Consider the following 24238-nt stretch of genomic DNA (forward strand, 5'->3'; position numbering starts at 1 on the left):
AAAGTTTAGGCGGCGCGGTCGCCGCGCAGCTGCTTCAGCATTGCCAGAAACGTGGCTGGAATGGCTGGATCCGCGTCCATGGCGGATTCGATCTGGGCCACGGCGCTCGTGAAGTCCGGATGTTCGAGGAAGGACTCGCCGAACTCCCACAAGAGAATGTGGCGAACCATAGGCTTCCTGAGTGCTCGCACGGCCGGCTCGGAGTCCAAATCCACGCTCGCTGCCATCGCGGCCAGCGCTCGTCGTAAAGCAGCAGGGTCGCGCGCGCCTGCCCGATCTCTCGACGCCGCAGGCTGCTGCTTGCCAACCGTGTGCTTTGGCTGTGCGGGAGCGGTCGAAAGTGCTTGGAGCACCTCAACGATGGTTGCTCCGGAGCGGATTCGGTGAGTACTCATGAAAAGATCAGCGCCTTGTGGCCTCAGATTGGCTGGTGCCAGCCTTACGTAGGGTGCCACAGCAAGCTCCATGAGGCACCCGCACGCGGGCGCTGCGGGCTAGCCTTCCCTGGGCAGCACGGTGAGCACACGTTCGATGAAGACGTGCAGTTCCTTCAGGTAGTTGCGGAGGAAGTCCGCCGTGGATGCGTCGGTGACGTCACCATCCTCGGTAATCAGGCCCGGCTTGAAATGGATGTAGGCCTCCAGCGTGTTCATCAGTGGCGAGTTGCAGAAGCACAACACGCCGCGCAGCTGCTGCTGGGCCACGGCGGTGCCGATCGCGCCTGGCGAGGTACCGATGACACCCGAGGGCTTGCGTGCGAAGGAGTTCTTCCCCCAAGGCCGGCTCGCCCAGTCGATGGCGTTCTTCAGCGCACCGGGAATCGAACGGTTGTATTCGGGCGTGACGAACAGCACCGCGTCCACGTCGGCGATCGCCTGCTTGAAATCGCGCGCCACCTGCGGGTAGTCGGCGTCGTAGTCGTAGCTATACAGCGGCAGGTCCCCGATCGGGATTTCCACCAGTTCCATTCCCGGCGCCGCGAGGCGGGCGAGCGCCTTGGCCAGAAGGCGGTTGATGGAGCCCTTGGCCAGACTGCCGACGATGTAGCCGACCTTGAATGTCTTCATGGGGAGAACTCCTCGCAGGACGACGTACCACCGCGGTTGGTCCGGTAGCGCCTCGCTGCGGCATCGGCGTCGACAGGAAGCCGCGCTGATCGCGGCAGGTTAACGCCGTGAATGTCACCACTATGTAGCTGTGCACCGGGGCCTTTGTGACGTTCCCTTCGATTCATGGAGTCATGCCATGACACGCCTGCCTACCCTGTTCCTCGGACACGGCAATCCGATGAATGCGTTACACGACAACCCCTGGACCCAAGCCTGGGCGGCGCTCGGCGAGCGATTGCCGCGCCCGCGCGCGGTTCTCTCGGTATCGGCGCACTGGTACTTGCCCGAAACTGCGGTGACCGCAATGGCCGCGCCGCGCACGATCCACGATTTCGGTGGCTTTCCGCGCGAGCTTTTCGAGGTGCAATACCCAGCGCCGGGCGACCCGGACCTGGCGCGCCGGGTGGCCGAACTGCTGCAGCCGCTGGAGGTCCGTGCGGACCATTCGTGGGGACTGGACCACGGCACTTGGTCGGTGCTGCGGCATGTGTTCCCGGCGGCCGACATACCCGTGGTGCAGCTTTCCATCGACAACTCGCAACCGTCGGCGTTCCACTACGGTTTGGGCCAGCTGCTGCGGCCGCTACGCGACGAGGGCGTCCTGCTGGTTGGTAGCGGAGACGTGGTGCACAACCTGCACGCTTACGCGTGGGGGCGACATCCGGTGGAGCCCTTCGACTGGGCACTGCGCTTCGAGGCGCTGGCGCGCGAGCTGATGCAGCGGGGCGAGCACCAGCCGCTGCTGGACTACGAACTGCTCGGCCGTGACGCCGAGCTGTCGATCCCGACGCCGGATCACTTCCTGCCGCTGCTGTACGTGCTGGGCGCCAGCGCTCCGGGTGAGCCGGTGTCTTTCCCCGTCGAGGGCATGGACGGTGGCTCGATCTCGATGCTGAGCGTCCAGTTGGGCTGAGCGTGCCGGCGCGGTAAGGCCCTGCGACAAATCGCCCACTCCCCCGCGCCCTTCCCGCCTGACCTGAATCAAGAGCGCTCCCTGCCCTGCCCCTGACCATGCGCGCGTCCTCAAGGAGACGCGCAATGAGCACCACCCGAAAACTCTGGCTGGGGCTGGCGGCTTTGCTGCTGGCCTCGTTCGCTGTCCTGCTATGGGTCGGCAAGGAAGTCCATCAGCAGGCGCCGCCGCTGCCTTCGGCGGTCGTCACCGCGGACGGCCATACGCTCTACACGCGGGCCGACATCGAGCTTGGCCGGCAGGTGTGGCAGAGCATCGGCGGCCAGCAGCTGGGTTCGATCTGGGGCCACGGCGCGCTGGTCGCGCCGGACTGGAGCGCGGACTGGCTGCACCGCGAAGCGACCACCATGCTCGAGCTGCTTGCCCGTGACGAAGGCGCCGCCTCGTTCGCCTCGCTCGATGCTGGCCAACAGGCTGCGCTGAAGGCGCGGGTGCAGGCCGAAGAGCGCACCAATACCTACGACGCCGCCAAGGGCACGATTACGGTGTCGCCGCTGCGCGCGCAAGCGATGGAAGTGGTCGCGCGGCACTACGACAGCCTGTTCAGCAACGACCCGGCCACGCACAAGCTGCGCGAGGGTTACGCGATGCGCGAGAACACCATCGCCGAGATGGAGCATCGCCGCGTTGTCACCGCGTTCTTCTTCTGGACCAGCTGGGCCGCTGCGGCCGAGCGTCCCGGCCACAGCGTGAGCTACACGCAGAACTGGCCGTTCGATCCGCTGGTGGGCAACCAGCCCAGCGGCACCACCTTCATCTGGTCGATCTTCAGCATCCTGTTCCTGATCCTCGGCATCGGCCTGCTCGGCTGGCACCACGCCGTGCAGAGCCACAAGGAAAGCCCGGCCGTGCCGCCGGCGCGCGATCCGCTGGCCGACTTCAAGCCCACGCCCTCGATGAAGGCGACCGCCAAGTATTTCTGGACGGTTATGGGCCTGTTCCTCACGCAGATCCTGCTTGGCGCGACCACCGCGCACTACCAGGTGGAAGGCCAGCAGGCCTACGGCTTCGCGCTGGCCAACATCCTGCCCTATGCGCTCACGCGCACCTGGCACACCGAGCTGGCCGTGCTGTGGATCGCCACCGCGTGGCTGGCCACGGGGCTCTACATCGCGCCGGTGATCGGCGGACATGAACCGAAGTTCCAGCGCCTGGGCGTCAATTTCCTGTGGGTGTGCCTGATCCTGATCGTGGTCGGCTCCTTCGCCGGCCAATGGTTCGCGGTGATGGACAAGATGGGCCTGAAGTACAACTTCTGGTTCGGCCACCAGGGCTGGGAATACACCGACATCGGCCGCTTCTGGCAGATCTTCCTGTTCATCGGGCTGATGCTGTGGCTGTTCCTGGTCGGCCGTGCACTGTGGCCGGCGATCAAGCGCCGCGACGAGACCTCCAACATCGTGGGCCTGTTGTTCCTCTCCACCATCGCGATCGGCCTGCTCTATGGCGCGGGCCTGATGTGGGGCGAGCACACCCACATCGCGATGGTCGAGTACTGGCGCTGGTGGGTGGTGCACCTGTGGGTGGAAGGCTTCTTCGAGGTGTTCGCCACCGCGGTGATCAGCTACCTGTTCGTGCGCCTTGGCTTGCTGCGCGTGCACAGCGCGACGGTGAACGTGCTCTTCGCCACCATCGTGTTCATGGCTGGCGGCGTGCTCGGCACCCTGCACCACCTGTACTTCACCGGCACGACCACGGCGGTCATCGCGCTGGGCGCGAGCTTCTCCGCGCTGGAAGTGGTGCCGCTGGCGCTCATTGGACTTGAGGCCTACGACAACTGGAAGAAGCAGCACGCCGCGCCGTGGATGGCGCGCTATCGCTGGCCGATCATCTTCTTCGTGGCGGTGAGTTTCTGGAACCTGATCGGTGCCGGCCTGTTCGGCTTCCTGGTCAACACGCCGATCGCGCTGTACTACATGCAGGGCCTGAACCTGACGGCCACGCACGGCCACACCGCACTGATGGGCGTGTACGGCATGCTCGGACTGGGCCTGATGCTGTTCTGCCTGCGCGGCATCAAGCCGGAGGCGCACTGGCGCGAAGGCTGGCTGAAAGGTGCGTTCTGGTCGCTCAACATCGGCCTGTCGATGATGGCCCTGCTGACCTTGTTGCCGCTGGGCATCCTGCAGCTCGACGCGGTGCTCGACCACGGCTATTGGTTCGCCCGCTCGGAGCACTTCATGGACCGCCCGCTGATCCACCTTCTGGTGTGGATGCGCGTGCCGGGCGACACGCTGTTCGCGGTGGGTGCACTGCTGACCTCCGTGTTCGTGGCCTCGCTGTGGCTCCGTGGGAAACGCGAGCCCAGGGTGGTGCCGCTGCCGCAGGCGGCGAGCGAGAACGCTTGACCGATATCAGGGCGCGCCGCGAGGCGCGCCCTGATCCTTTGGTCGAAGAAAAAAAAACGATCCTGCCGAGCGTCATCCCCGCGAAAGCGGGAACCACTTCGATCTACCTGCAAGCGATTCCGGCTTTCGCGGGAATGACACCCGAAAGACCGGCAGGCCCCGCCCTTACCGAGCCCTGGTCCCGGTTTCCCATGTTCGAGTTCTATCCCCAGATCAAGGCCGTGCATATCGCCTGCGTCCTGCTCAGCGGCGCGCTGTTCGCGATGCGCGGGCTGCTGGTGCAAGCCGGCCGCGCCGGTGCGGCGCACTGGGCGCCGCTGCGCTATCTCAGCTACACGATCGACACCACGCTGCTTACCGCCGCGCTGATGCTGCTGACCATCCTTCCGCGGGGCTACTTCGCCAACGGCTGGTTGACGGTGAAGCTGGTGCTGGTGGTGGCCTACGTCGTGCTCGGCAGTCTCGCGCTCAAACGCGCGCGCACGCCGCGGGCGCGTCGCTTGTTCCTGCTCGCCGCGGTAGCGGCCTACGTATTCATCCTGGGGATCGCGCGCATGCATCATCCGCTCGGCTGGCTGCATGGTTGGATCGCATGAACGCCGCATTCGACCTGCCCCCTGAAGCACCGCGCGACCACACGCTGGACGCCTGCTTCCTCGGCCCCTACGGCGAGAACGACACGCTGCTGGAGAAGCTGCTGGTCGAGTTCCTGCGCGACCACGTCTACTGGCGGCGCAACTTCCACCCGGAAGACCCGCCGGCGATCGCCACCTCGGCCGCCAGTCATCCGGACTACCTCGCCTTCGAATCGCGCATGCGCCGCGAGCTGCACCAGCTTTCGGCGGCGCTGAAGAAGTCGGTGCCGTTCCACAGCCCGCGCTACATCGGTCACATGGCCTCGGACCTGCTTCTGCCCGGACTGGCGGCGCAGATGCTCACCCTGCCCTACAACCCCAACAACGTCAGCGAGGATGCCGCGCCCGTCACCGTCGACCTGGAAGTGCAAACCGGCTTGCAGCTGGCGCGCATGCTCGGCTACCCGCACGACCCCGCGCGGCCGGACTGCGCGTTCGGCCACCTCACCTCCGGCGGCACCGTCGCCAACTACCAGGCGCTGCGCCTGGCGCTGGCGCTGAAGGCGTTCCCGGTCGCGCTGCGCGCGGCACGGGTGCCGGACCTGGTCCTGCCCGAAGACGACTGGACCGCCTTCAATCTCTCGCCGGCCGCGGCGATCGGCCTGCTTGAGCAGTGGCAGCGCTGGCTGGCCACGCTGGCTTCGCCGGTACGCGCGCAATGGCGTGCATGGGTGGAGGCCGAACGCGTCGAACACCGCGGGCTGGCCGGTTTCTTTGCCGCGCACCCGCAGTTGCGCGTGCCGCGCGTGCTGGCGCCGATCACCGCGCACTATTCCTGGAGCAAGGGCGTCAAGCTGCTGGGACTGGGCCGCGAGAACCTCGAACTGCTGCCCACGCGCGACATGCGGCTGGACGCCGATGCCCTGGGCGAGCGGCTGCAGCGGCTGGCCCGGGCGCGCGAGCCGGTGCTGCTGTGCGTGGCAGTGTTGGGCGGCACCGAATACGGCACCATCGATCCCGTACACGAGGTGTTGGAGGCCCGCGAGGCGAGCCGTGCGAGCGGGCTGGATTTCGCCGTGCACGTCGATGCCGCCTGGGGCGGCTACCTCGCCACGGTGTTTCGCCACGAGGACGGCAGCCTGAGGCCACGCGAGGAAGTCGCCGCCGACTACGTGCATTTCCCGGCCCCCGACGTGCATGCCGCGTTCGCCGCGCTGGGCGGTACCGACTCGGTCACCGTCGATCCGCACAAGCTCGGCTACCTGCCCTACGGCGCCGGCGCCTTCGTCTGTCGCGACCACCGCGCCATGGCGTTGCTCGCCGAGCGTGCCGACTACGTCTTCCACGGCGCCACGCCGGCCGACTACCTCACCCGCTACCGCAACCTCGGCCAGTACATCCCCGAAGGCTCCAAGCCGGGCGCGACCGCCGCCGCGGTCTACGTCACGCACAAGGTGCTGCCGCTGGACCACGCCCACTTCGGCCGCCTGCCGCGCGCCACCCTGCAGGCGGCCGAGGCCTTCCACGCGCGGGCGAAGCGCTGCGCGGACGAGTTGGCCGGCTGCGTGCATGTGCTGGTGCCCTTTGCGCCCGACAGCAACCTGGTGTGCCTGGCGCTCAACCCCCACGGCAACCGCGACGCGGCGGTCGCCAACGCCTTCGTGCGCGCGCTGCACGACGAACTGCGCTGCGACGTGCACCAGCCGCTGCAGGTGAAGGAGTTCTTCGGTTCGGTCACCAGCCTGCGCCCGGACGTGCTCGGCCAGGCGCAGACCCGGCGCATCCTGGACGCGCTGGGGCTGGAGCCCTTCGCGCTCGATGGCAACGAAGACTCCCTGCTGATCCTTCGCCACACGTTGATGAACCCGTACCTGATCGATCACGAAAACGGCATCAGCTACATCGACCGCTATTTCGATTACCTCGGACGGCGTCTGCGTGCGCTGGCCGCAGCACGGTGATATCCGCCATGAACCATCCCATCTCATTGCAGCCGCACCACACCAGCCACGACCGCGCATGGGTGCACGACGCCCTCGCCTCGCTTGCGCAGGAAGCGGCGCGCTCGGCCGATACACACCTGCTCAAGCTTGCCCTGCCCGGCTTTCCCGGGATCGACTTCTACTTCAAGGACGAAGCCGCCCATCCCAGCGGCAGCCTGAAGCACCGCCTGGCCCGCTCGCTCTACCTCTACGCGTTGTGCAACGGCCGGCTGCACGAAGGCCAGCCGGTGGTCGACGCCTCCTCCGGCAGCACCGCGATCTCAGAAGCCTGGTTCGCGCGACTGCTCGGCCTGTCGTTCACCGCGGTGATGCCCGCCTGCACCGCGCCGCGCAAGATCCGCGACGTGCAGGCGCTCGGCGGCCGCTGCGACCTGGTCGAGGACCCCGCGCAAGTGCACGCCCGCGCCGCCGAACACGCGGCGCGCGGCGCCTGCCACCTGGACCAGTTCGGCCTGGCCGAGCGCGCCACCGACTGGCGCGGCAACAACAACATCGCCGAGTCGATCATCCAGCAGATGACGCGCGAACCGCAGCCGATGCCGGCGTGGATCGTCTGCGGGGCGGGCACTGGCGGCACCTCCGCGACCATCGGCCGCTATTTGCGCTACCGACGCCTCGATACCCGCCTGTGCGTGGCCGAGCCGACCGGCAGCGGCTTCGTGCAGGGCTGGCGCACGCTCGATCGCGGCGCCGTCGCCAGGCGGCCCACGGTGATCGAGGGGATTGGTCGCCCGCGGGTCGAAGCGGGTTTCCTGTTCGAGGTGGTCGACCACGTGGTCGAGGTGCCGGACACCGCCTCGGTGGCCGCGGCATGGATGCTCGAGGACCTGCTCGGACGTCGCTACGGCGGCTCGTCGGGCACCAACCTGGTGGCCTGCCTTCAACTGGCCGCAGCCATGCGTGCGCGAGGCGAACGCGGCAGCATCGTCAGCCTGCTGTGCGATCCGGGCGAACGCTACACTGAAACCCTGTTCGACCCGGGCTGGCTCGCTGCCCGTTCGATCGACATCGCCCCTGCGCGCGCCGCGCTGGAACGCTGCCTGGCCACCGGTACGTGGACGCACCCACTCGCCTGATCACGCTTCGCGGACTCCCCGCCACGCTCGCGGCCAGTGACCGCATACCACCCGAATGCCGGACCCACGTCGAAGCACTGGTGCGCCTGCGCACCGCGACCTTCGCACGGTGGCTGGCGCCGCTCACCCTGGCATGGATACCGCTGGACGTGTTGGCGCTCGGCGCTGCCGACGCTTTGCCCGCACTGGTCCTGCGCCTGGCGCTCGCCGGCGGGTTGCTCGCCTTGTCGCAACATGCCCGGCGACTGCCACGCTTCACCGCCATGTGGCTGCTGCTCGCGCTGCAGGCGGTCGGCTTTGGACTGCTGCAGTGGCGGGTACCGCCGCACGAGGACTCGCTGCGGATCGGTTATGGCCTGTTTCCTTACCTGATGGCCGCACAGCTCGCGCTGTTCCCGCTGCCGTGGTGGCGCAATCTGCTCGCGGCACTGCTCGCAGCCAGCCAGCTCGCCTTGCTGCTTGCCCTGGAAGGTGCGTCTGCCGATGCGTTGCTGTGGAACCGGGTCTGGCTGTTCGGCCTGATCGTGGCCGTCGGCACGTGGACCGGCCAGGCCCAGTTGCGCCTGCTGGTGCGCCTGCTCGCCGCCCGTCGCGACGCCGCGCACGATCCGCTCACTGGCCTGGCCAACCGGCGCCACGCCACCGCACGCCTGCAGGCGGCCTGTGCGGATGCCGATCGCCGCAACGAGCCGCTGTCGGTGCTGATGCTCGACCTGGATCACTTCAAGCGCGTCAACGACCGTCATGGCCACGCCGGCGGCGACAGCGTGCTGGTGGCGCTCGCCCAGGTGCTCCGGCGGGAGCTGCGGGCCTCCGACCTGGCCGCGCGCCACGGCGGCGAGGAATTTCTCGCCGTGCTGCCTGCCTGTGACCCGACCGATGCGCTGGCGACCGCCGAACGCATCCGCCTGGCTGTCGCAACGATGCACGTGCCGGTGCCCGATGGCGCGGCGCAGGTCACGGTGAGCATCGGAGTGGCGACCCGCGATGCAGGCGAAGCCCCGGGCGCCCTGGTCGCACGCGCCGATGCGGCGCTGTATCGCGCCAAGGCGTCCGGGCGCAACCGGTGCGTGGTCGGATAGCCGGCGCGCAGGCTTCCAGCCCGCCCACGTCCCTCCAGGCGGCGCTTCAACGCTCCGACTGACGCGCGTCAAGGCGCGAGGCTCCCATGCCGGCGAGCCTCGCACCACTACACGCCACCGACGCCGCCATGAGCCACCACGACCTGCGCTCCTTCCTCGCCCAGCTCGAACGCCAGCACCAGCTCGCCCGCGTGCAGGCGCCGGTCGATCCGCACCTGGAAACCACCGCGCTCTGCCACCGCGCCCTGCGCGAAGGCGGACCGGCGCTGCTGATGGAACACCCCGTCGGCTCGGACCACGCCTTCCTCGGCAACCTGTTCGGCCACCGCCGCCGCATCGAACTGGCCCTCGCCGGCCGGCCGATCGCCAGCCTGCGCGAGCTGGGCCAGTTGCTCGCCTCGATCAAGGAACCGCGCTGGCCGGCCAACCTGCGCCAGGCGCTCGCCAACTGGCCGGAACTGGCGCAATTGGCGCACGTCGCGCCGCGCCACGTCGACGAGGCGGCCTTCCTGCACGAAACGGTCGAGGGCGAGGACGTCGATCTCGCCCGACTGCCCATCCAGCAGTGTTGGCCGGGCGACGCGGGACGGCTGGTCACGCTGGGGCTGGTGGTCACCCGCGGCACCGCCAAGCGCCGGCAGAACGTGGCGATCTACCGCCAGCAGGTGATCGGCCGCAACCGCGTGATCATGCGCTGGCTGCCGCACCGCGGCGGTGCGCTGGACTATGCCGACTGGCGCATCGATCGCCCGGGCCAGCCCTTCCCCGTGCTGGTCGCGATCGGCGCTGATCCCGCCACGCTGCTTGCCGCCGTGGCGCCGGTGCCGGACACGCTTTCCGAATACGAATTCGCCGGCCTGCTGCGCGCCGAACGCACGCGCCTGTGGCGCAGCGAGCTGACCGGGCTGGACGCGCCCGCCGGCGCCGAGATCCTGCTCGAAGGCTTCATCCACCCGGACGACACCGCGCTGGAAGGTCCCTTCGGCGACCACACCGGCTACTACAACGCACAGGACCACTTCCCCGTTCTCACCATCGAGCGCATGCACCTGCGCCAGGAGGCGATCTACCACGGCAGCTACATGGGCCGCGCGCCGTTCGACGAGCCTTCGGTGCTGGCGATGGCGTTGAACGAGATCTTCGTGCCGATCCTGCAGAAGGTGTTCCCCGAGATCGTCGACTTCCATCTGCCGCCGGAAGCGTGCTCCTATCGCGTCGCGGTGGTCGCCATCGGCAAGCAGTACGCCGGCCACGCACGGCGCGTGATGATGGGCGTGTGGTCGTACCTGCGCCAGTTCACCTACACCAAGTTCGTGATCGTGGTCGATGCCGACGTCGACGTCCGCGACTGGTCGCAGGTGATCTGGGCCATCGCCACGCGGGTGGATCCGGCGCGCGACACGATGCTGGTGGAGAACACCCCGATCGACTACCTCGATTTCGCCAGCCCGGTCGCGGGCATGGGCTCCAAACTCGGCATCGACGCGACCAACAAGTGGCCGGGCGAAACCAGCCGCGCCTGGGGCATGCCGATCGCGCCGGATGCGGCGGTGGAGGCACGCGTCGAAGCTCTGTGGAGCGTGTTGAGACCGCGCGCCGAGGAGCGCTAGGGCGGCCAGGTGCCGCCCTGCCACGTGCCGGCGGGCCGAACCCGCCCTACGGTCGATGCCCATGCAGGGTGGGCGTCAGTCCACCATCCCCGATCCACGCAGTCGTTTCTAAACGCTCGATGCGCTCAGTGCGCGTGCCCGGAAGCCACTGCCCAACTCGGGTCGTCGAAATACCGCGGATAGTCCGCCACCGCGTTACGCATCGCCTGCACCTGGGCCATGTCCTGCGGATCGGCCTTGAGCTTCTGCGCGGCGCCCAGCAACGGCACCAGCATGCCGTGCAGTACGGCGTCCTGCGCCGGCGCGAGCTTGCACTTGGCGAAGATGTCGGTGGCGGCCTGTTCGATCAGGCCGACGCGATCCAGCGCCATGGTCGCGTCCATGTGGCCCATCTCGTAATGGCGCAGTTCCTCCAGCGCCGTGTGGATGCGGCCCATGCCGTCGCGCAGCGCCGCGTCGGCCGCCCAGCGTTGCGTCGGCGGCGGCACCGGCTGGGTGATGTGTGCGTGCGCGGCGTGGTCGTGTTGCGCACGGGCGGCGCCCGGCGCCACCGCGAGGACACCGAGCAGGACGACGGACAGCTTCATCGGGGACATGAGGGCAGGCTCCTGCGTGCGGCGAATGCCGCTTCAGTGACGATGGTAGCGATCGCCCGCCGGCGTGCCTTGATCCGCGACAAACTGATCCACGTCAACGCCGCGCCCGCTCGCGGCCACCACGATGCGCGCACTTCCACCGATACCGAGGTGCGCATGCAACTGGTCTGTCCCGCCGGCAACCTGCCGGCCCTGCAGGCGGCGATCGCCGCGGGCGCCGACGCGGTCTACGTGGGCTTGCGCGACGAAACCAACGCCCGCGCCTTTCCCGGCCTCAACTTCTCCGATGCGGAGCTGCAGCAAGGCATCGCCCATGCCCACGCCCACGGCCGCAAGGTCTACCTGGCGCTCAACACCTACCCCGACAGCGCGCGGCTGGCGCAATGGCACGCAGCGGTCGACAAGGCCGCGGTGCTGGGCTGCGATGCGATCATCGCGGCCGAACTGGCGGTGCTGGATTACGCCTCGCGCACGCACCCGGCGATGGCGCGGCACCTTTCCGTGCAGGGTTCGGCCACCACCGCGCCCGCGCTGCGCTACATGCACGAGCGCTTCGGCATCAGCCGCGCGGTGCTGCCGCGTGTGCTCTCCATCCAGCAGGTCGAGCGGCTGTGCGAGACCAGCCCGGTGCCGCTGGAGGTGTTTGCCTTCGGCAGCCTGTGCATCATGGTCGAGGGGCGCTGCCAGCTCTCCAGCTACGTCACCGGCGCTTCGCCCAACCGCCACGGCGTGTGCTCGCCGGCGAAGTACGTGCGCTGGGACGAACACGACGACGGGCGCCGCAGCGTGCGCCTCAACGATGTGCTGATCGACAGGTTCGAGCCGTCCGAACCGGCCGGTTACCCGACCGTGTGCAAGGGCCGCTTCGACGTCGGTGGCGAAACCTTCCACGCGCTGGAGGAGCCGACCAGCCTCAACACGCTCGAACTGCTCCCGCGCTTGGCCAAGGCCGGCGTCGCCGCCCTGAAGATCGAGGGCCGCCAGCGCGGCGTGGCCTATGTCACCGCCGTCACCCACACCTGGCGCGATGCGCTGGATCGCTACCGCGCCGCTCCCGATGCCTGGTCGGCGCAGCCCGCATGGCAAACGGCACTGACCCGCCATGCCGAAGGCCACCAGACCACCCTCGGTCCCTACCACCGCCGCTGGCACTGACGCAGGAGCAGCGCATGAAACTCAGCCTCGGGCCGCTGCAGTATTTCTGGCCGCGCGAACGCACGCTGGCCTTCTACCGGGAAGCCGCGCATTGGCCGGTCGACGTGATTTACCTGGGCGAGACGGTGTGCAGCAAGCGCCGGGAACTGGCTACCCGCGACTGGATCGACCTGGCCACGGAGCTGGCCCGAAGCGGCAAGCAGGTCGTGCTTTCCTCGCTCGCGCTGATCGAGGCCGAATCGGAGGTGGGCGTGGTCAAGCGACTGGTGGCCGAAGGCTACGGCTGGATCGAAGCCAACGACCTGTCCGCCGTGCAGGTCTGCCGCGAACGCGGGGTGCCGTTCGTCGCCGGTCCCACGCTCAACGTCTACAACCACCGCGCACTCGCGCTCCTGATGGACGACGGGCTGCGACGCTGGGTGCCGGGCGTCGAGCAGGGACACGCGCTGATCAGGGAGCTGCGCGACGCCATGCTCGCCGACGGCGGCGCCATGCCGGAGGTGGAAGTGATCGCCTTCGGCCGCCTGCCGCTCTCCTTCTCCGCCCGCTGCTTCACTGCCCGCGCGCTGGACGTGCCCAAGGACCAGTGCGGCTTCCGCTGCCTCGACTATCCCGACGGCCTGCCACTGGCCACCCGCGAGGGCAAACCCTTCCTGCGCATCAACGGCATCCAGATCCAAGGCGAGGAGATCACCGACCTGGGGCCGGAGCTGCCGATGCTGCGCGAACTGGACGTGGACGTGCTGCGGCTCTATCCGCAGGCGGAGGGGATGGCCGAGGTCGTGGCGCACTTCCATCTGGCCCGGCGCTCGCCGCAACCGCCCCCGCGAATCGGGGCGCGCAACGGGTACTGGTTCGGCGAGCCGGGGATGCAGGTGGCTGGAGCCTGACTGCCTGCGCCCCGCGCCCGATCAGTGTGCGTAGCGCCACACCGCGAAGTAGTGGCAGCCGGTGCCGGCGAGCACGAACAGGTGCCAGGCGAAATGGCTGTAGCGCAGCTTCTCGTGCAGCAGGTAGAACACCACGCCCACGGTGTAGGCCAGGCCACCGGCAAGCAGCCAGGCCAGCCCGCCGGGGGCCATGTGCTGCCACAGCGGGCGGATGGCGGCCAGCGCAAGCCAGCCCATCGCCACGTACAGGCCGGTGGAGAGGCGATGGAAGCGTGCGCCGACCAGCAGCTTGAAGATCACGCCAGCCACCGCGAGCGTCCAGATCACGGCGAGCAGCGCCCAGCCGACGCCGCCGCGCAGAACGCCCAGCGCGATCGGCGTGTAGGTTCCGGCGATCAGCAGGTAGATGGCTGCGTGGTCGAACCGTCGCAGCATCGACTTGGCGCGTGCATGCGGGATGGCGTGGTACAGGGTCGACGCCAGGTACAGCACGATGGCGCTGCCGCCGAACACCGCCGCGCCGAGCACCGGCAGCGCACCGCCGCGCTGCAGCGCGTCCAGGATGAGCAGCGGCAGGCCCGCGATCGCCAGCAGCAGGCCCAGCCCATGGCTGATGCTGTTGGCGATCTCTTCGCCGGTGCTCGATGCGCGGGCGAGCTTGCGGATGCGCTGGGGGAGGTTCATACCCGCGCGAACACCAGGCTGGCGTTGGTGCCGCCGAACCCGAAGCTGTTGGACATCACCGTCGCCAACCGCGCCGGGCGGCTTTCGCGCAGGATCGGGAAACCCTGGGCGCGCTCATCGAGCGTGTCGATGTTGGCCGAGCCGGCGACGAAGCCACCGCGCATCATCAGCAGGCTGTAGATCGCCTCGTGCACGCTGGCAGCACCGAGCGAATGGCCGGTCAACGCCTTGGTCGAGGACAGCGGGGGCATCGCCTCGCCGAACACTTCGCGCATCGCGTTGAGCTCGATGATGTCGCCCAGCGGCGTGGCGGTGCCGTGGGTGTTGACGTAGTCGACCGGCCGCTGGAGGTCGGCCAGCGCCATCTGCATGCAGCGCACCGCGCCCTCCCCGCTCGGCGCCACCATGTCGGCGCCGTCGGAGGTTACGCCGTAACCGACCAGCTCGGCGTGGATGTGCGCGCCGCGTGCCCTGGCGTGCTCGTAGTCCTCCAGCACCAGCATGCCGCCACCACCGGCGATGACGAAGCCGTCTCGGCCCGCGTCGTACGGGCGCGAGGCGGCGGTGGGCGTGTCGTTGCGGCCACTGGCGAGCGCGCCCATCGCGTCGAACTGCGCGGTCATGCCCCAATGCTCCTCTTCGCCGCCGCCAGCGAAGACCACATCCTGCGCTCCGTGGCGGATCAGGTCGGCGGCCGCGCCGATGCAATGCGCCGAGGTGGCGCACGCCGCCGCGATCGAATAGCTCAGCCCCAGGATGCCGAACGTGGTAGCGAGTGTCGCCGACACCGTGGAACACATCGTGCGCGGCACCATGTACGGGCCGACGCGACGCACGCCCTTCTCGCGCAGCAGGTCCGCGGTCTCGATCTGCCAGTGCGCCGAGCCGCCGCCCGAGCCGGCCACCACGCCGGTGCGCGGATGGCTGACCTGCTCGTGCGTCAGACCGGCATCGGCGATGGCCGAGCGCATCGATACGTAGGCGTAGGCTGCCGCGTCGCCCATGAAGCGGCGCAGCTTGCGGTCGATCGCCGCCTCCAGGTCGATGTGCGGCACCCCGGCGACCTGGCTGCGCAGGCCGCGGGTGGCGTAGTCAGGCATCGCGCGGATGCCGCTCTTCATGTCGCGCAAGGCGCGCGCGACGGTGTCCGCCACGTTCCCCAGGCACGAGACGATGCCCATTCCGGTGACCACTACGCGACGCATCAGAGGTTCTCCGTCGACTGGAACAGGCCTACCCGCATGTCGGTCGCCACGTAGATCAGGCGGTCGTCGACGAAGGTCTTGCCGTCGCTCACCACCAGGTTGAGCTTGCCGCGGACCACGCGGCGCACGTCGATCTCGTAGCGCACCAGCTTCGCGCTCGGCAGCACCTGGCCGGTGAACTTCACCTGCCCCACGCCCAGCGCACGGCCGCGGCCGGGTTCGCCCAGCCACGGCAGGAAGAAGCCGGAGAGCTGCCACATCGCGTCGAGCCCGAGGCAGCCGGGCATCACCGGGTCGCCGGCGAAATGGCAGCCGAAGAACCAGAGCTCCGGATGGATGTCCAGCTCCGCGCGCAGCACGCCTTTGCCATGCGCGCCGCCGTGGTCGTCGACGTGCGTGATGCGGTCGAACATGAGCATCGGCGGCGACGGCAGGCGCGCGTTGCCGGGGCCGAACAGTTCGCCGCGGGCGCAGGCAAGCAGTTGTTCGCGATCGAACGAGGAAGGACGTGTCATGGAGAGTTCTTCGGTGGAGGTGGAGAGAGTCTGGGCAGCGGCCTGTGCGGCGGCCTTGATTCGGGTCAAGGGGGCGTCGGGTGTGCGGTTTGGTCGCATGGGGGTGTGCGGCGGGGCGCCCCTTCCCCCTTCGAGGACCCTCCCGTGGAACGGGGGAAGGCCCGGATTCGGAATCTTCCGCTTTACCGCTCCTCCCGGAGCATCGCGATGCCGCGCTATCGATCCTTCCCCGCTTGCGCGGGAATGTTCCCGAAGGACGAAACGGCAATACCTTGCCGGGGCGCTACGCCGCCAGCGCATCCCTCCGGCAATGCGCGCCAAGGCTCGCGGTCCGCCGCAGGGCTGCCAGCAACAACGCCTCGGCCAACCGCGCCTGCCAGCCATGCCAGAGTCCGCACAGGCGTAGCGCGTCACGCAACGCGGCGGCATCGCGCTGTGGGCCGGCGGCGGTCCACATGCGCTGGCGCAGCGCCGTCAGCGTGTTGGCATCGAGCGACGGACCCCGCTCGATCCAGCGCATCGCGCCCTGCCCGCGCCTTGCCCATGGCAGCGTCGCCAATCGCGTGCCCAGCCGCCGTCCGCAGGCCACACCTTCGAGCAGCGAGTTGCTGGCCAGGCGGTTGGCGCCGTGCACGCCGTTGCAGGCTGCCTCGCCCACCGCGTGCAGGCCCGGCACGCCGGTGCCGCCGTCGAGGTCGGTGGCGAGGCCGCCCATGTGGAAGTGGACGGCGGGCGTCACCGGGATCGGCGCGGTGCGCGGATCGATGCCGTGCTCCAGGCAGGCGGCTAGCACGGTCGGAAAGCGGCCGGGCCAGTCGGTGACGGCGGTGGCATCGAGCCAGGCGCCTCCCTCCTGGCAGGCCATCCACACGCGCCGGGCAACCACGTCGCGCGGCGCGAGGTCGCCGAGCGGGTGCACGCCGTCCATCAGCGGACGGCCATGCGAGTCGCGCAGCCGCGCGCCGGCGCCGCGCAGCGCTTCGGTGACCAGCGGCAGGCTCTGCCGCTGCGGCAGGTCGAGCGCGGTCGGGTGGAACTGCACGAACTCCAGGTCGCGCGCCGCGGCCCCGGCGGCCAGGCCGAGGGCGAGACCGGCGCCATCGGCGCCGGGCGGATTGCTGGTGCGTGCGAACAGGCTGCCGATGCCGCCGGTGGCAAGCACCACGTGGGCGGCATGATGGGTTTCCTCGCGACCGCGCTCGTCGCGTGTGCGCAGGCCGGCCACGCGGTCGTCCCGCCACAACAGGGCTTCGACGTCGACACCGCCGCGCCACTGGATGTGCGAGGCGCGTTGCGCCTGCGTGCGCAGCGCGCGAACCAGCGCCGCGCCGGTGGCATCGCCGCCGGCATGCACGATGCGCGGCACGCCGTGGCCGCCTTCGCGACCGAGCCGCAGCGTACCGTCCTGATGGCGATCGAATGCCACGCCCTGCGCGGCAAGCCAGTCGACGGTGAGTGGCGCCATGTCGGTGAGCCAGCGCACCGCGGCCGCATCGTTATGGTGGGCGCCGGCCGCCAGCGTGTCGCGTGCATGCGCGGCGGGTCTGTCGGCCGCATCCATCGCCGCGGCGATGCCGCCCTGGGCCAGTGCGCTGGCGCTGCCCGTGCCCTCGTGCGCCCGGCACAACAGGCGCACCGGCCGCGGCGCGGCGGCGAGCGCGGTGGAAAGGCCGGCGGCGCCCGCTCCGACGATCAGCAACGGCGCGTCGGCGCGCATCACACGGTCTCGCGCCGGCCCACCGCCAGCATGCGTTCCAGCGCACGGCGGGCAGCCGCGGCGATGTCGGTGGGCACTTCGACCGCATGTTTCATGTCACACAGCGCGGCGTGGATGTTGGGCAGCGTGATGCGCTGCATGTGCGGGCACAGGTTGCACGGCTTGATGAACTGCGTCGCCGGGAACCGCGTGCGCAGATTGTCGGCCATCGAGCATTCGGTGATCAGCGCCACGCGCTCGGGCTTCTCGCGCTCCAGCCAGCGACCCATGGCGCTGGTCGATCCGACGAAGTCCGCCTCGGCCAGCACCTCGGGCGGGCATTCGGGATGCGCCACCAGCTTCGCGTCGTAGCGCTCGCGCGCATGGCGCGCCTCCTGCGCGGTGAACTTCTCGTGCACCTCGCACTGGCCGTGCCAGAGAATCAGCTCGACCTCGGTCTGCGTGGCGACGTGGCGGCCGAGGTAGCGGTCGGGCAGGAAGATCACCCGCCCGCAGTCCATCGCCTCGACCACCTGCACCGCGTTGGCGGAGGTGCAGCAGGCGTCGGACTCCGCCTTCACCGCGGCGGAGGTGTTGACGTAGCTGACCACCGGCACCCCGGGGTATTGCTTACGCAGCGCGCGCACGTCGGCGGCGGTGATCGACGAGGCGAGCGAGCAGCCGGCTTCGAGGTCCGGGATCAGCACGGTCTTGCGTGGAGCCAGGATCTTCGCGCTCTCGGCCATGAAGTGGACGCCGCACAGCACGATCAGGTCGGCCTCGCAGTCCGCCGCCGCCTGCGCCAGGGCCAGCGAATCGCCGGTGACGTCGGCCACGCCGTGGAAGATCTCCGGCGACTGGTAGCTATGCGCCATGATCACCGCGCCGCGCTCGCGCTTGAGCGCGTTGATCGCGTCGATCCACGGCAGGTGGAGCGGCAGCTCCAGGCAGGGCAGCAGCGGTTCGAGCCGCTGCACCAGTCCGGCGTACTCGTGTTCCAGGCCGTCGCGCCAGGCAGGCGCGGTGGCGGCGGTTCGCGGGGACATGGCGATCCTCGTGGAGTCAGGCGTGGCGATGCGCGTCGCGCGCGGCGCGTGCCAGGCGGGCGCCGCGGTTGAGCGCGATGCGCAGGCCCAGCGGCACCGACTCCCAAGGCAGGCGATCGAGCAGGTTGCGCGCGGTGAGGCCGAGCTCCGTGTCGCCGGTGAGCACGAGCGTGCGCTGGAAGAACAGCGTGTCGGCATCGTCCAGGCGGCTGGCGAGCAACAGCAGGTCGGTGGCGCTGCCGCGCACGCTGGCCTCGGATGCGTCGTCGATCACGACCAGGTGGCCCTCGCGCAGCGTCAGCACCCAGCGCAGTTTGAGGTCGGTGACCTCGATGCCCAGACGCCGGCCGTCCATGAAATCGAGTGCGTGGTCGGCCAGCGGCGCAGCCAGCACGCGTGCCATGGCGCGCTCCAGCAGCGCGTGCTGCCAGCGCGCGGGAACCACGCGCAGCAAGGGGGCGAGGTGCCGTGGGGGCGGCAACAGGCGCAGCATCGGCGCGGCGTGGGCGAAGTCGGGATTCATGCCATCGAGCATGACCGGCGTACCGTCGGGCTCGCCCTGATCCAGGTCAACCGCCAGGCCCTGCTGCGTGCAGGCATCGCCGATGGCCACGTCGAGCAGCCGTGTCGCGGTGGCCGTTGGCACGCCAAGGCGTCGGGCCATGGCGTGGGCGCGTTGGCGCACCACCCGTTCGCGTTGCGGATCGCGCGATGGGATGCCGGCGCTCCGCTTGAGGCGCGCCACCATGCCGACCAGTCGACGACGCGCCGCGAGCAGCGCGAGCAGGCCGTCGTCCACCGCATCGATGGCAGCACGCGTGCTCGCCAGCGCGAAGGATGGCGGGATCGCCTCCTTCCGGTCGGGCTCACTACTCACGCGGGTTGCCCGACGCGTCGGAGGAAAGCGCGACCAGCAAGCAACGCACGCCCCAGCGCGTGCCCGTGGACGCTCCACGCGACCAGTTGCCCCAGCGCGGCCATTCGCGCGAGCCATGGCGTCGGCCACAACAGGGCCGCCACCAGCAAAGGGGCGGCGACGCCCTGCGCGAGCAAGGCGCGGTGCCTGGAAGGGTCCGGCAGCAGGCGTTGTACGCCGGGCAACTGCACGCCGCGCGGCACGCGGCGGCGCAGCGCGATCCAGCCGACGAACGGCACGATCTCCTGCGCCATGCCCCCGACCAGCAGCGGCAAGCCGACGCCCAGCGCAAGCGCACCGGCGACCATCCCCTGCCCCGCGGCAAGCGCCAGCGCGGCGAGCACCAGCCCCAGAAGTCCGGCGCGCCAGTGCAGGAACAGCGCGTTATGGCGCGCGCGTGGCACCCGACGCTGCAGCCACAGCGCGCCGAGGGCGAAGCTGGCGCCGCCGGCGGCCACCGCCAGCGACAACGTGCGATCGCCCGCATCGCGCAGATGGACGACCGTGGCCGCGAGCAAGGCGATCGCGACGGCCGCGAGCCAGCCGGACTGCAGGCGCGCGGGCACGCGGCCGGTGCCCTGGAACATCGGCATGACCACCCGCGCCACGGTCGCCAACAGGAGCACCATCCAGCCCAGTACGCCGATGCCTGCGTGGACATCCACCGCCACCAGCGGCCATGCGATGCGCCGCGCCAGCAACAGGGCCAGCCCGCCGCCGGCCAGCGCGGCGAGCATGCCGAAGCCGAGCGCGAGGCCGATGCCGGTGCGCAGCAGTCGTTCACCGGCGGCGGCCGCCAGGCCGGGAAGCGTCATTGCGCCGAGCCAGAGGAAACTTGCCGGCAACGCGACGCCGGCGGCCAGCAGTGGCCAGCGCGCCTGCATATGAAGTCCGGCCACCAGCAGCAACACGCCAAGGTTGAACGTGGCATGCAGCGCAGGCACGCCTCGCCAGCCACGCAGGTCTGCGCCGACGGCGGCGGGCAGGAACTGCAGCAGGCTGCCGAACATCGCGTTGCCCAGCACGCCAAGCGTCCACACGTGCACCAGCGCGAGCGTGGCCGGATGCCAGCGCGTCAGCAACGCGGCATCGCCGTCGACCAGCAACAGCGCGCCGCCCGCCACGCCCCAGCAGGGCATGGCGAGCAGGAAGCGCAGCGGCAACGTGGCCGGCGGCGGCTGGTCAAGCCGCAGCTTCGGCATCGTCCGGACGGCGGATCTGCACGCGCACGCTGCCGTCGGCTTGCGGCTCGCCCGGCTCGGCCTCGAAGCCGAGCTGGGCCAGTTCCATCAGCAACGGACGCGGGAACATCGGGGCGACGATGGTGAGTTGTTCGCCGGGCGGCAGGGCATCGGCCGCCTCGAGCGCACGCAGCAGGGGCTGCGGCGAAGGGAGATGGCGCAGGTCGAGTTCGATGGACGGGGTCATGACGGTCATTGGACCGCGCGGGTGCCGGGGGACGCGCTGACGCAGGTCAACGCGATGGGAGACTGCGCTCGAGAGTGAACGTGTTTTTTTTCGCTGAGAGGGCTCGCGAGAGGCGTGGCTCTTGACCTGCCCGTCCACGCATTGCTGGCCTACCCGCGAGCCCCGGCCCCTCACCCAAACCCTCTCCCCGGAGAGGAGAGGGCTTCAAAACAGGAAGGATCGTGGCGCCGGAGCCGCAGCTTCAGCGCAACGCCTGCACGCCCTTCCACTCCAGCTGCAGCCACAGCTTCGTGTCGTCGCGACCGAAACCGTCGGCCTGATAGCGGGCGAGCTTGAGCAGTCCATTCGCCGCCGGGCTGAAGGCATACCCCAGCGAGCCGTCCCATTCACGGCCGTAGTGTCCGCCACGGTCTGCACGGTAGTCGTGCCAGGCGAGCACCCAGCCGAGGCGGGCCTGCGGGCCGAAGGCGCCGTTGACCGCGGCGTAGCGATCTTCCAGGCCGCCGGTTGGCGTCACCGTGAACTGGTCGTCCCAGCCATTGAACGCGTGCAGTGTGGCCAGCGGTGTCTGCAACGCGTGGCGGCCGTTGCCGCCGAGGTGCTCCCAACCGAGCTTGCCGGTGATGCCGTGCAACGTCCACGCGGGTTCGGCCAGCCAGTAGGCGTGCGAAAAGCGGTCGGGATTGTTGGCGTAGTCGGCCTGATGCGCCGCCTCCAGCGTCCAGCCGAAGCCGTCGGCCGCGGGTTTGCCGCTCCAGCGCGCACCGTAGGTGGCGCTGGATGAGGTGGCGACGTCGCGGTCCTCGTGCAGGTAGGCGTAGCCGCTCCACTGCTGCGTCCCGCGCTTGAAGGCGGCATTGAGCAGGTGCGTGTCGAGCTTGCGCTCGCGCGCGATGGGCACAAGCGCATCGCGGCCGGCGACCCGGTGCACGCGGTCGAGCCAGGCGTAGCGTAGGGTCCAGTCGGCGGCGGGCTGCCACTGCAGCGCCACGGCGTCGAAAGTCTGCTCGTGCTGGCGCCAGCCCACGTTGCCGATCCAGCGCTGGTTGTCGAACAGCAGGCGCTGGCGTCCGGCGATCACGCCGACGCTGCCGCCCTGCCAGCCGAGGTACGCCTGGTTGAGCTCAGTGCCCTTCGGATCGGTGATCGCGGGGTATTGCGTGTGGCCGTTGGCGCCGCTGTTGTAGTGGCCACCGGCAGCCGCCATGCCGGCGCCTTCGAGGTAGCCGCCGAAGCCCGCGCCGAACTGCGCGCGCAGGCCCAGCCGCAGGCGCAAGGTATCGGCGCGGGCGTCGCGCGCGAACGCGTCATTGTCGACCTGTTCGTGGCGGACGCGCGCATCCCATTCCAGTTGCAGCGGGGCGGGCGTGTCGGCGGGCCAGGCCGGGGCGCTGGCGAGGGCCAGCAGGCAGGCAGTGGCGAGGCGCGTATGCATGGGTGTCGCTCCTTGGGGAATGCGCGCAGTGTCGGGAGCGCGAAGGCGCGGGGGATTGACGGGCGTCAAGCGGCCGGGGCGGTGCGGCAACCCGCCGCGGACGTCCAGCCGTCCGTTCGATCTGCGCAAAAAAAAGAGGCGGGCCACCAGGCCCACCTCCAAAACCGGCCGGTGACAGGTTGGCTGTCACCGGCGGATCAGGCGACGCGATACGCCGCTCAGTGCTCCGCAGTCGGCGCCGGGGCCGGCTGCGCACGGACCTTGGCCACTTCTTCCTTGGTCACCTGCCCGCCCGGGTTGTCCCAGCTGTTGAGCACGTAGGTCAGCAGGTTGGCGACCTCGTCGTCGGTCAGCTGCGTCATCGGCGGCATCACCGAGTCGTATTCCTTGCCGTTGACCGTGACCTTGCCGGTCAGGCCGTGCAGCGGGATCGCGATCAGCTTGTCCTTGTCTTCCTTCACCAGCTTCGCCACGAGGTCGGACTTGGCCAGCGGCGGGAACACGCCCGGCAGGCCTTCGCCGTTGGCCTGGTGGCAGACCGAGCAGGTGCCGGTGAACAGCTGCTTGCCGGCTGCGACCTGGTCGGCCTTGCTCAGCGTGCCGGCGGCGTTGGCCTTGGCCGCGGTGCTCACCGCATGCAGGTTCGGTTCGGCGCGGTCGCCCAAGTAGACCGAGTCGACCTCCTTGCCCGAGTAGATCGCCTTGTTCTCCGGACCATCCACTTTCAGGATGCCCAACGCGCCCTTGTTGAACGCGCGGAAGATCGAGTGATCGACCAGCACGTAGCTGCCCGGCACGTCGGTGTGGAACTCCACGATGGCCGCGCCGCCGGAGGGGATCAGCGTGGTCTGCACGTTCTCCTGCGGATGCAGGCCGCCTTCCTGCTGCACGCGGTCGAAGATCTCGCCGATCACGTGGAAGCTGGAGACCAGGTTCGGGCCGCCGTTGCCCACGAACAGGCGCACCGATTCGCCCACCTTCGCGGTCAGCGCCTTGTCGCCGGTGAGCGCGCCCTCGTGGCCGTTGAACAGCACGTAGGTCGGGCGCTCGTCGATCGCTTTGTCCATGTCGAAGGGCTGGTGGCCTTTCTCGCGGTACTTGCCGGTGGTGTAGAAGTCGCCCTGCATCACGTAGTACTCGTGGTCGACCTTGGGCAGGCCTTCCGGCGGCTCGACCAGGATCAGGCCGTACATGCCGTTGGCAATGTGCATGCCCACCGGCGCGGTGGCGCAGTGGTAGACGTAGATGCCGGCGTTGAGCGCCTTGAAGGTGAACTGCGACTCGTGCCCCGGCGCGGTGAAGCTCGACGCCGCGCCACCGCCCGGGCCGGTCACGCCGTGCAGGTCGATGTTGTGCGGCATCTTGCTGGTCGGCGAATTCTTCAGGTGGAACTCGACCGTGTCGCCCTGGCGCACGCGGATGAAGCTGCCCGGCACCGTGCCGCCGAAGGTCCAGTAGGTGTAGGTGACGCCCTCTGAGATCGGCATCTCCTTCTCGATCACTTCCAGCTCGACGATGACCTTCGCCGGGTAGTTGCGGTGGATCGGCGGCGGCACGTGCGGCGGGCTGGTCAGCACCGCGTGGATCGGCTCGCCCTGCGGCGGGCCGAAGTCGGTCGGCGCGGGCAGCGGCGCGGGCGCCGCGTAGGCGGCCGGGCTGGCAGACAAGGCCGCGTCGGCAGCCTGCTTTCCGGAGCAGGCGGCGAGGGCCAGCATGCTGGCGGCCGCGAGCACGGTGGACAGCATTCGTGACATGGGGTGTCTCCTGTGGTGTCGACGCCAGCGTAGGTTCGGGCCTTCACCCGCGCTTGACTTGCGTCAGGCGCGCCACAGGAAAGCGGCCGCTGCGTCAGCCTGCCACACCGGCCGCTCCCGCCGGGCGCATGCGTCCCGGCGG

General features: G+C 69.6%; 22 protein-coding genes. 9 read left to right on the forward strand and 13 right to left on the reverse strand.

What is annotated here, in order from left to right; translation table 11 throughout:
• Window positions 1-5 precede the first annotated feature (5 nt).
• Together ACFWZ1_RS08845 and ACFWZ1_RS08850 are read right to left on the reverse strand one after the other, a co-directional pair.
• Window positions 6-170, reverse strand: coding sequence for a hypothetical protein (locus tag ACFWZ1_RS08845; RefSeq protein ID WP_439666132.1), 165 nt, complete (start codon window positions 168-170; stop codon window positions 6-8).
• 324 nt (window positions 171-494) lie between these two features.
• On the reverse strand, window positions 495-1067 hold the full coding sequence (locus ACFWZ1_RS08850; protein WP_439666133.1) for an NADPH-dependent FMN reductase: 573 nt from the start codon (window positions 1065-1067) through the stop codon (window positions 495-497).
• A gap of 178 nt (window positions 1068-1245) precedes the next feature.
• Between ACFWZ1_RS08850 and ygiD the strand changes: the two genes are divergently transcribed.
• The 7 genes from ygiD to ACFWZ1_RS08885 all read left to right on the forward strand — a co-directional run bounded on the left by ygiD (window position 1246) and on the right by ACFWZ1_RS08885 (window position 10776).
• Window positions 1246-2022, forward strand: a complete 777-nt coding sequence (gene ygiD, locus ACFWZ1_RS08855) for a 4,5-DOPA dioxygenase extradiol (protein ID WP_439666134.1) — start codon at window positions 1246-1248, stop codon at window positions 2020-2022.
• Window positions 2023-2147: 125 nt separating this feature from the next.
• Window positions 2148-4430: a nitric-oxide reductase large subunit gene (locus ACFWZ1_RS08860; RefSeq protein ID WP_439666135.1), complete on the forward strand. Its 2283-nt coding sequence runs from the start codon at window positions 2148-2150 to the stop codon at window positions 4428-4430.
• A gap of 191 nt (window positions 4431-4621) precedes the next feature.
• Window positions 4622-5026, forward strand: a complete 405-nt coding sequence (locus ACFWZ1_RS08865) for a SirB2 family protein (RefSeq protein WP_439666887.1) — start codon at window positions 4622-4624, stop codon at window positions 5024-5026.
• Entirely contained in the window at window positions 5023-6966 is a 1944-nt protein-coding gene (locus ACFWZ1_RS08870) for a pyridoxal phosphate-dependent decarboxylase family protein (RefSeq protein ID WP_439666136.1), read from the forward strand. Before ACFWZ1_RS08865 ends, ACFWZ1_RS08870 begins: the two co-directional genes overlap by 4 nt.
• An 8-nt stretch (window positions 6967-6974) precedes the next feature.
• Window positions 6975-8084, forward strand: a complete 1110-nt coding sequence (locus ACFWZ1_RS08875; RefSeq protein WP_439666137.1) for a PLP-dependent cysteine synthase family protein — start codon at window positions 6975-6977, stop codon at window positions 8082-8084.
• Window positions 8063-9166 (forward strand): diguanylate cyclase, encoded by a 1104-nt coding sequence (locus ACFWZ1_RS08880; RefSeq protein ID WP_439666138.1) that lies wholly within the window; start codon window positions 8063-8065, stop codon window positions 9164-9166. Before ACFWZ1_RS08875 ends, ACFWZ1_RS08880 begins: the two co-directional genes overlap by 22 nt.
• A gap of 128 nt (window positions 9167-9294) precedes the next feature.
• Window positions 9295-10776, forward strand: coding sequence for a UbiD family decarboxylase (locus ACFWZ1_RS08885; protein WP_439666139.1), 1482 nt, complete (start codon window positions 9295-9297; stop codon window positions 10774-10776).
• 125 nt (window positions 10777-10901) lie between these two features.
• Here the strand turns inward: ACFWZ1_RS08885 and ACFWZ1_RS08890 are convergent, their stop codons facing one another.
• Window positions 10902-11372 carry a DnrO protein gene (locus ACFWZ1_RS08890; RefSeq protein WP_439666140.1) on the reverse strand — a complete coding sequence of 157 codons (471 nt, stop codon included), beginning with the start codon at window positions 11370-11372 and terminating at the stop codon, window positions 10902-10904.
• Between the two features lie 42 nt (window positions 11373-11414).
• On the opposite strand from ACFWZ1_RS08890, the gene ubiU reads away from it, so the two are divergent.
• Entirely contained in the window at window positions 11415-12527 is a 1113-nt protein-coding gene (ubiU, locus tag ACFWZ1_RS08895; RefSeq protein WP_439666888.1) for a ubiquinone anaerobic biosynthesis protein UbiU, read from the forward strand.
• 14 nt (window positions 12528-12541) lie between these two features.
• On the forward strand, window positions 12542-13417 hold the full coding sequence (locus tag ACFWZ1_RS08900) for a U32 family peptidase (RefSeq protein WP_439666141.1): 876 nt from the start codon (window positions 12542-12544) through the stop codon (window positions 13415-13417).
• Between the two features lie 21 nt (window positions 13418-13438).
• On the opposite strand, the gene trhA is transcribed toward ACFWZ1_RS08900, so the two are convergent.
• The 10 genes from trhA to nirK form a co-directional block, all read right to left on the reverse strand.
• Window positions 13439-14101: a PAQR family membrane homeostasis protein TrhA gene (gene trhA / locus ACFWZ1_RS08905; protein ID WP_439666142.1), complete on the reverse strand. Its 663-nt coding sequence runs from the start codon at window positions 14099-14101 to the stop codon at window positions 13439-13441.
• Window positions 14098-15306, reverse strand: a complete 1209-nt coding sequence (gene fabB, locus ACFWZ1_RS08910) for a beta-ketoacyl-ACP synthase I (RefSeq protein WP_439666143.1) — start codon at window positions 15304-15306, stop codon at window positions 14098-14100. The genes trhA and fabB overlap by 4 nt, the downstream gene beginning before the upstream one ends.
• Window positions 15306-15821: a 3-hydroxyacyl-[acyl-carrier-protein] dehydratase FabA gene (fabA, locus tag ACFWZ1_RS08915; RefSeq protein WP_231325674.1), complete on the reverse strand. Its 516-nt coding sequence runs from the start codon at window positions 15819-15821 to the stop codon at window positions 15306-15308. Before fabA ends, fabB begins: the two co-directional genes overlap by 1 nt.
• 283 nt (window positions 15822-16104) lie before the next feature.
• Window positions 16105-17538: an L-aspartate oxidase gene (locus ACFWZ1_RS08920; protein ID WP_439666144.1), complete on the reverse strand. Its 1434-nt coding sequence runs from the start codon at window positions 17536-17538 to the stop codon at window positions 16105-16107.
• Window positions 17538-18563: a quinolinate synthase NadA gene (nadA, locus tag ACFWZ1_RS08925; RefSeq protein ID WP_439666145.1), complete on the reverse strand. Its 1026-nt coding sequence runs from the start codon at window positions 18561-18563 to the stop codon at window positions 17538-17540. Before nadA ends, ACFWZ1_RS08920 begins: the two co-directional genes overlap by 1 nt.
• 16 nt (window positions 18564-18579) lie before the next feature.
• Window positions 18580-19440 (reverse strand): ubiquinone anaerobic biosynthesis accessory factor UbiT, encoded by an 861-nt coding sequence (gene ubiT / locus ACFWZ1_RS08930; RefSeq protein ID WP_439666146.1) that lies wholly within the window; start codon window positions 19438-19440, stop codon window positions 18580-18582.
• Window positions 19437-20681: a hypothetical protein gene (locus tag ACFWZ1_RS08935; RefSeq protein WP_439666147.1), complete on the reverse strand. Its 1245-nt coding sequence runs from the start codon at window positions 20679-20681 to the stop codon at window positions 19437-19439. The genes ubiT and ACFWZ1_RS08935 overlap by 4 nt, the downstream gene beginning before the upstream one ends.
• Complete coding sequence (locus ACFWZ1_RS08940) at window positions 20662-20907, reverse strand: DUF2249 domain-containing protein (RefSeq protein ID WP_439666148.1); 246 nt, start codon at window positions 20905-20907, stop codon at window positions 20662-20664. Before ACFWZ1_RS08940 ends, ACFWZ1_RS08935 begins: the two co-directional genes overlap by 20 nt.
• Window positions 20908-21148: 241 nt before the next feature.
• Window positions 21149-22342: an alginate export family protein gene (locus ACFWZ1_RS08945; RefSeq protein WP_439666149.1), complete on the reverse strand. Its 1194-nt coding sequence runs from the start codon at window positions 22340-22342 to the stop codon at window positions 21149-21151.
• 218 nt (window positions 22343-22560) lie between these two features.
• Window positions 22561-24096: a copper-containing nitrite reductase gene (gene nirK, locus ACFWZ1_RS08950; protein ID WP_439666150.1), complete on the reverse strand. Its 1536-nt coding sequence runs from the start codon at window positions 24094-24096 to the stop codon at window positions 22561-22563.
• Window positions 24097-24238: the final 142 nt, after the last annotated feature.

It is taken from the genome of Frateuria sp. GZRe14, from assembly GCF_051900395.1.
GTDB lineage: Bacteria > Pseudomonadota > Gammaproteobacteria > Xanthomonadales > Rhodanobacteraceae > Frateuria_A > Frateuria_A edaphi.